Annotated in this window: 7 protein-coding genes; 5 read left to right on the top strand and 2 right to left on the bottom strand. The window is 61.9% G+C overall.

The window, feature by feature from the left end:
• From Q0072_RS20070 to hfaB (Q0072_RS20090), 5 genes are all read left to right on the top strand, one after another.
• A partial coding sequence (locus Q0072_RS20070; protein WP_298333499.1) for a glycoside hydrolase family 2 TIM barrel-domain containing protein occupies positions 1–2,145 on the top strand: 2,145 nt, incomplete at its 5' end.
• A gap of 386 nt (positions 2,146–2,531) precedes the next feature.
• Positions 2,532–3,137 (top strand): hypothetical protein, encoded by a 606-nt coding sequence (locus Q0072_RS20075; RefSeq protein ID WP_298333501.1) that lies wholly within the window; start codon positions 2,532–2,534, stop codon positions 3,135–3,137.
• Between the two features lie 61 nt (positions 3,138–3,198).
• Positions 3,199–3,615 (top strand): holdfast anchoring protein HfaA, encoded by a 417-nt coding sequence (hfaA, locus tag Q0072_RS20080; protein WP_298333503.1) that lies wholly within the window; start codon positions 3,199–3,201, stop codon positions 3,613–3,615.
• Positions 3,616–3,652: 37 nt separating this feature from the next.
• Positions 3,653–4,498 carry a holdfast anchoring protein HfaB gene (gene hfaB / locus Q0072_RS20085; RefSeq protein WP_298333505.1) on the top strand — a complete coding sequence of 282 codons (846 nt, stop codon included), beginning with the start codon at positions 3,653–3,655 and terminating at the stop codon, positions 4,496–4,498.
• Complete coding sequence (gene hfaB, locus Q0072_RS20090) at positions 4,495–5,445, top strand: holdfast anchoring protein HfaB (protein WP_298333507.1); 951 nt, start codon at positions 4,495–4,497, stop codon at positions 5,443–5,445. Before hfaB (Q0072_RS20085) ends, hfaB (Q0072_RS20090) begins: the two co-directional genes overlap by 4 nt.
• Here hfaB (Q0072_RS20090) and Q0072_RS20095 read toward each other — a convergent pair.
• Both Q0072_RS20095 and Q0072_RS20100 read right to left on the bottom strand, forming a co-directional pair.
• Positions 5,431–6,723 carry an MFS transporter gene (locus Q0072_RS20095; RefSeq protein ID WP_298333509.1) on the bottom strand — a complete coding sequence of 431 codons (1,293 nt, stop codon included), beginning with the start codon at positions 6,721–6,723 and terminating at the stop codon, positions 5,431–5,433. The genes hfaB (Q0072_RS20090) and Q0072_RS20095 overlap by 15 nt on opposite strands.
• On the bottom strand, positions 6,724–7,512 hold a 789-nt coding region (locus Q0072_RS20100; RefSeq protein WP_298333511.1), incomplete at its 5' end, for a glycoside hydrolase family 3 C-terminal domain-containing protein.

Genomic DNA, 7,512 nt, shown 5'->3' on the forward strand with positions numbered 1-7,512 from the left:
GGGAACCTGATCTCGGCGACCTCTAAAAAGATCGGCTTCCGCACGGTGGAAATCCGCAACGGCGAGGTGCAGGTCAATGGCAAGCGCATCCTGATCAAGGGCGTCAATCGCCACGAGCATGACCCGAAGACCTACCGCGTCATTACGCCGGAGTTGATGCGCAAGGATGTCGAGCTGATGAAGCAGGCGAACGTCAATGCGCTGCGCACCTCGCACTATCCCAACGACCCATACCTCTACGACCTCGCCGACGAATATGGCCTCTACATCATGGATGAGGCCAATATCGAGAGCCATGAATATATGGACACCGCCGACAAGAAGGCGGCGCAGGCGAACGACCCGAAAATCCGCGAGCAGATGCAACTGGGCTACAAGCCGCACTGGGCCAATGCGCACCTCGACCGCATCTCGCGCATGGTTGAGCGCGATAAGAACCACCCCTCGATCATCTTCTGGTCACTGGGCAATGAGGCAGGAACCGGGCCCAATTTTGAAAACGCCGCCAAGTGGATTCGGCAAAATGACCCGACGCGCCTGATCTCCTATCTGGGCCACGGCACCCTGTACGGCGACCATCAGCCCAACCCCTTTGTCGATATCTACGCGCCGATGTACGACGACATCGACCGCATCAACGACTATGCCGAAGACCCGCGCTACACCCAGCCACTGATCCAGTGCGAATACGCCCACGCCATGGGCAACAGCCTCGGCAATCTTGAGGATTACTGGGTCGCCATCCGCGCCAAAAAGAAGCTGCAAGGCGGCTTCGTCTGGGACTTCATCGATCAGTTCGTGGACGGCACGGACTCTAAAGGCCGTCACTACTGGGCCTCGGGCTTTGATGTGAACCCCGAACGCGGCGACAATTCGGTGGTGGGCGACGGTGTGGTGCAGGCCGACCGTACCCCGGACCCGGAATATTACGAGCTTCAGAAGGTCTATTCGCCGGTCACCTTCGAAGGGGCGTCGCAGTCGGGTAAGGTCACGGTCGTCAACCGGCACAATTTCCGCGACCTGTCGGGCTTTGACTTTACCTGGACCCTGCTGAAGGACGGCGTGGTCGCCGATCGCGGCACGCTGGGCGGTGTCAAGGCCGCCCCTGACTCGGCCTCCGACGTGCCCCTGTCCCTGCCGGCCCTGCCGCAGGACGGCGCGGAATACATCGTGACGCTGGCCGCCACGGCTAAAAGCGACAGCATCCGCGGCGTGCCGGCGGGCTCGACGGTCGGCTGGAGCCAGTTTGTGCTGCGCCCGGCCGCGGCCCCGGTGGAGGCCACGGCCTTCGTCAAGCCGCAGCAGAAGGGCAAGGCCATCACCCTCAGCGCCGCCGGGCGCACGCTGAACATCGACGCCGATACCGGCTTGATCGCGCTGGATAGCAACGGCAAGACCCTGCTCAAAGGCGGCACGCCCAACTTCTGGCGCGGCCTGACCGATAATGATGAAGGTGCCAATGTGGCGCGCAGCCACGGCATCTGGAAAAGCCTGACCGAAAACCGCCGCGTGCGCGAGTTGAAGGTTGAGGCTGACCGCGTACAGGTGCTGTTCGTGCACGGCCCCGGTCAGGTGAAGGTCACCGTCACCTATCGCCTGCGCACCGACGGCAAGGTCATGGTCACCACGGACTTTGATCCGGTCAAGGATGATCTGCCCGATCCGCTGCGTGTCGGACTGCGCTTTGACACCGATCCGTCGCTGGCCAATCTCGAATGGTACGGACGCGGCCCGCAAGAATCCTATGTCGATCGCCAGACCGGCTACGCCATTGGTCGTTATAAGGGCACGGTCGCCGAGCAATTCCACGACTATGCCCGTCCGCAGGAAACCGGCAACAAGACCGATGTGCGCTGGATCGCCGTTTCCGACGCTTCGGGTAAGGGCGTGAAGGTGACCGGGGCTCAGCCCCTGAGCGCCAATGCCCTCGCCTTCCCCTACGAAGACCTCTATGCCCGCCCGCGCGGCGAATGGCGTGCCGCTGACGTCACGCCCCGCGGTGACGGGACGCTGCTGATCGACCTGGCCCAGATCGGTGTTGGCGGCGATACTGGCTGGTCGCAGGAGGCCCGCTCGCTGGTCAAGTACCGTATCCCGCTGAAGCCTCAGAGCTACAGCTTCACCATCGAGACGACGGTGCCTTAAAAGGGGTAGACGCAGGGGCCGCAAGGCCCCTGCACCCCCGATTTATGCGGCATGAAGCCATTATAGAGTTACCGTAGGCGTGCCGCTCTGACACACGAAACGCTCGCCTTTCCCCCAAGGGGCGAAACGATATTTTCTCAAATAAATACATGTATTAAGTCGATACATCCTAAGGTTATCGCCATCTTAAGAAACATGATTTTCAATTTCTTAATAATCGCAAACCCAGGTGAACTAATTTTTTATTAAACGTTAATTTCTCCTGAACGATAATGTTTTAATCTTTCATTTACTTATCTTAAAAATGAAAGATTAACTGCGTTTATAGGCCTGACTATTGCTGATCTTCTGTGGCCCGTTTGGGGGCAAATACACAGGAGACTCAGATGAAATATCTTTCCGTAATCGCCGTCGCCGGTCTGGTTCTGGCCGGTTCGGCTCAGGCGCAAACCGCCTCGAACAATCAGAACAACTCATCCAACATCAAGGCACAACTGAACGCCAAGATCGACAATGTCACCAGTGACGTGTCGGCGACCGCTGCGGCCATCGGCAACAGCTTCACCGCCGAAGGGTCGAGCCTCAACGGCCTGAACAACTATCAGCGCTTCTTCGGGGACGCGACCTCCAACCTTTCGACGACCATCACCAATGTGACGGGCGATGTCAGCGCCACTTCGGCCGCCATTGCCAACACGGCGACGGTCAAAGCCGACTGGTCGGGTGCCGTGTCAAACACCCAGTACGTCAATTATGACCCGTCGGCAGTGCTGAACGCCACGGTCTATAATGTGGACAAGTCGGTCAGCGCTACGGCGGCCGCCATCAGCAACTCGGCCACCTTCACCACCGACTTCAGCAGCCTGAACTCGACCCAGGTCAATACGGCTGCGGTCAATGCCTACGCCAACACCACAATTGCTGGCGTGGCGGGCAAGGTGGACGCCACGGCGGCCGCCATCGGAAACACCCTGACTGTCAAGGGTTTCTGATGATCCGGAAGGGAGCCTGCCGCGCAGGCGGGCTCCTCTTTTCCGTTATGGAGCAATAGACATGCGGACAACCGTCCTTCTTACCGGCCTCGTCTTCAGCGGCCCATTGCTGTCCCTCCCTGCCGTCGCGCAGACCTCGGACCTGCGGGCGCTGGAAAACGGCTATGGCAATGGCCGACGGCTGGAAAGCCAGCCCTTCACCCCCACGACGCGCGATGCCAATGGCAACCGCCTGATCGTCAACGGTATCATCCAGTACGACGACGCCAATAGCCGCTACAGCCAGTCGAGTTCCAACGGCGGCAGCCTTCTGTCGAACAATAGTCTTCTGACGACGCAGGGCACGGCCACGGCGATTGGCAACCTGTTGTCGGTCACGGTCAGCGGCAGCCACAACACGGTCATTCTCAACAGCCGTCAGGACAATTCCGGCACGGTTACTGCCGTGCTCAATGGTCGCAAAACAACCGGTGAATAACACCTCCCCGCTTTCACCCCTACCCGGATACGCGCAGATGCCCCCCACCCTTCGCCTTTTCTTCGCCCTGAGTTGCGCCGCAGGCTCGCTCACGCCGGGTCTGGCTGCCGCCACGTCTCCACAGGCGGAGGTGACGCTCAATGAAACGCCCGTCACCCCCGCCCTGCGCTGTCTGGCACGCCGCCCATCTCTGAATGGCCTGCCGCGACTGGCCGTTGGGCGCATTGGCGACCTCACGGGCAAGGTCGATTTCGACACCGGCGCTAAGATCACGCAAGGCGCCTCGTTGTTTGCCGTCAGTGCGCTCGGCTATGCCGGGGTCCCCGTGGTCGAGCGCCTCGACAATTCCGTGGCCGAGATCGAGCTGAACTATGCGCGGCAAAAGCTGCTGTCGGATACGCCGGAGCGCGCCGGGCACAGCGGTGACAATTTCCGCCCGATACTGGCCGGGCAGATCGCCGGGTCGCGCTATTACATCGTCGGCGGCATTACCGAACTGAACTACAATATCCGCTCCGACGGCTACGACGCGGCCATCGGCTCGCAGGTCCTGCCCGGCGTGCAGGGGCAGATCAGCGGCCGCACCTATGTGCTCAATGTTGCCGTCGATATGCGGCTGGTCAACACCCAGACCCAACAGGTGGTGGACACGGTCACCTTTCAGAAACAGGTGATCGGCGTCACCAACGACCGTCGCCTGAATGGCGGCAGCGAGGATATCGGCCTGCTGCTGCAAGGCGGTAACAGCCGTCAGGAGCCGTTGCAAATGTCGGTACGCGAACTGGTCGAACGCTCGGTCTATCACCTGATCGCGCCGCTATGGACCGCCACTGACGCCCGCACCTGCCTCAGCGAAGCCGGCCTGAAAACGGTGCAGCCATGAGACGTCTGGTCCTTTGCCTGCCCGTGCTGCTTTCGGCCTGCGCCAGCGTCACCGCCGACCCGCAGACGGACCTTTATGCCAAGCCTGTGGGCAATGCCCCGGCCACGGCCAACCTGACACCCTACAGCGCCGATCTGACCTGTCTTCAGCAGGCCGCGCTGGCCACGCACAAGACCCTGCCGCGCGTGGCGGTGGGCCGTATCGACGACCTGACGGGCAAGCGCGACTTCTATACCGGGGCCAATATCACGCAGGGCATCGCCCTGTTCGCCCAGTCGGCCCTGTCGCGCGCCGGCCTGCCTCAGGTGGAGCGCGGTGATCGCGACATCTCCGACTATGAACTGAAGGCCGCCATGGACCACGTCCTGTCCGACACGCCGGATCAGGCGGGCAACGATCCGGACAATTTCCGCAAGGTCTATGCCGGACAAATCGCCGGGTCCGACTACTATATTTCCGGCGGCCTGACGGAACTGAATTACAATATCCGCTCGGACGGGGTCGATCTGCGCGCCGGGGGCACCGGCAGCGACGATCCGGCGGGCAGCTTCGTGTCGCGGCGCTTTGTGATGAATATTGCGCTGGATCTGCGCCTGATCGACACGCGGTCTCAGGAAATCCGGCGCGTCACCGCCTATCAGAAACAGATTGTGGGGCGTGAGGTGAAGCCCGGCCTCTTCACCCTGCTCGACGGAACCATGCTCGACCTGTCGGGCGGGTTCAGCGAAATGGAGCCCATCCAGTTGGGCGTCCGCACCCTGGTTGAACGCAGCGTCTATGACTTTGCTGCCGGACTTTACGGCATAGAGCCGTCGGTGTGCCGCAATGGCGGCGCGGCGGCGACGCAGTCACCTGACCCGCGCAATGCGGTCGAACCCCGCCCCCCCTATCAGGGGCCCTATCTGGACCGCCGCCGCTGGAGCCGTACCGCCTCAGACGGAGGCTGATTTCACCCGCACATCGCGTATCATCACCAGCAGGCACAGACCAAACCCCAAAGCCGGGGTGAGCAGCATCAGCAACCGCAGATCACTGAGGGTCGCGGCACTTTGGGAGACATTAGGCTGATAACCAGCCTGCCCCAAGCCCCAACCAAACAGACCCGCCCCCAGACCCATCGAAATCTTGGAGATCATACCCGCGACGCCGAAGACGAAGCCATCGGCGCGCACCTGAAGCGTCTGTTCGCCATAATCCACTGTGTCGGGCAGCAGCGACCAGAAGGCAAAAAGCAGACCCAAAGAGCCGCTATGGACACAGACCAGACAGGCGATGACGCCGAGAGGCCCGGCGGTTGTGCCTATGGCCCATAGCGCCGATAAACCACTCAGGCCCACACCGCAGGCCGCGATCCACACGCCGCGCCGTCCGATGCGCCGCGCCAGAAGCGTCCATAGCGGAATAACCACCAGACCTGCCATACCCATCACCGCCAACGCGAGCGCGCCGCTGCGGTCATCGTGTAGCTGATATTTGAAGTAATAGAGGACGGATTTGGTGAGGACAGTCCCTGAGACGGCGAAGGCCAGCGCCCCCAGATTGAGCCGCCAGAAGGCGCGATTGCGCAGCAGGCTGCCGATCAGGGCCTTCAGCGCCGGCGGTGGGGCGGCCGTCTGCGGCTCAGGCTCGCGCGTCACCGAAAACACCAGCGGAAACAGGGCGGTGGCGACGATGGCAAAGGCGACGGCCGTCAGGAAATAGCCCCCCTGCCCGGAGGCCGGGGTGATCAACGACACCAGAACCGCGGCCAGCGCGCCGAAAAACATGCGAAAGCAGGACAACTGCGCGCGGCGGTTCGGGTCGCTGGTGATACGCCCGGACAGGGCCGCATAGGGCACATTGACCAGCGCATAGAAGGTGCGAAAGACCAGATGCGTGCCCAGAAGACAGAGGGGCAGCATCGTCCCTTCCAGCGGCGGGCGATAATAAAGAAGGCAAAAACTGAGCCCCAGCAGCGGCCCGCCGAACAGCAGATAGGGGCGATAGGCGCCAAAACGTGTGCGCGTCTTGTCCGCCGCCGCCCCGATCAGCGGGTCGATCAGCCCATCCCAGACCGAGGCGATCAGATAGATCAGACCGGCCGTCGCGGGCGGCAGGCCGACCACCTCGGTATAATAAAACAGCAGAAACAGGCTGAGGCTTTGCCAGTAGAGGTTACAGGCAAAATCCCCCAGCCCGTAAACCGCGGCCCCGCTTAAGCCTATCTCGCTGCTTTTTTTCGACATCTAGGCTTTCAGAACGAAGTCAGCCGGGGTGCCGCCGACCGCCGAGGGCGCGATCCACACCCTGAACGCCCCCGGTTCTGCCGCCGGTTTCAGATCAGGGTGCACGAAGGCCAGATCGGCGCGGCTGAGGCTAAATTCCACCCGCTTACGCTCTCCGGCCTTCAGGCTGAGGCGCTTAAAGCCCTTGAGCTGGCGGATCGGCTGGACGAGGCTCGCCACCTTGTCATGGATATAGAGCTGCGCCACCTCATCAGCGTCGCGCGTGCCCGTATTGGTGATTTCGGCGCTGACCGTGAGGGTGGCGTCCCAGCCCAGTTCGGCCACGCTGACCGCGGTCGGGCCGTATTCAATCGTTGAATAGGTCAGGCCGTAGCCAAACGGATAAAGCGCCTCATTGGTGACTTCCCGGTAGCGGGTCTTATAGGCCATGTCCTTCGGATCGAGTTGCGGGCGACCGGTAATGCGGTGATTGTAATAATAGGGCTGCTGACCCGATGCCTGTGGGAAGCTGACCGGCAGGCGACCGGAGGGGGCGTAGTCGCCGAACAGGATATCGGCAATGGCGTTGCCGGTTTCTGACCCCAGGAACCACGTCGCGAGGATGGCGTCGGCCTCACGCGCCGCGCCGGTCAGCGCCAGCGCCCGACCGTGACGCAGCAGCAGCACGGTCGGCTTGCCCGTCGCCTTGACCGCTTCGATCAGCGCCAGTTGAGGTGCGGGCAAGGAAATATCGGTGCGGGCCTGCGCTTCGCCAGACATGTTCTCCGCCTCACCCATGGCCAGCACCAC

Source organism: Asticcacaulis sp. (assembly GCF_027484505.1).
Lineage (GTDB): Bacteria > Pseudomonadota > Alphaproteobacteria > Caulobacterales > Caulobacteraceae > Asticcacaulis.

Excerpts from the sequence above, each read along its gene's own strand:
- Q0072_RS20075 (WP_298333501.1), top strand. The coding sequence starts at position 2,532 with ATGAAATATCTTTCCGTAATCGCCGTCGCCGGTCTGGTTCTGGCCGGT.
- hfaA (WP_298333503.1), top strand. The coding sequence starts at position 3,199 with ATGCGGACAACCGTCCTTCTTACCGGCCTCGTCTTCAGCGGCCCATTG.
- hfaB (WP_298333505.1), top strand. The coding sequence starts at position 3,653 with ATGCCCCCCACCCTTCGCCTTTTCTTCGCCCTGAGTTGCGCCGCAGGC.
- hfaB (WP_298333507.1), top strand. The coding sequence starts at position 4,495 with ATGAGACGTCTGGTCCTTTGCCTGCCCGTGCTGCTTTCGGCCTGCGCC.
- Q0072_RS20095 (WP_298333509.1), bottom strand. The coding sequence starts at position 6,723 with ATGTCGAAAAAAAGCAGCGAGATAGGCTTAAGCGGGGCCGCGGTTTAC.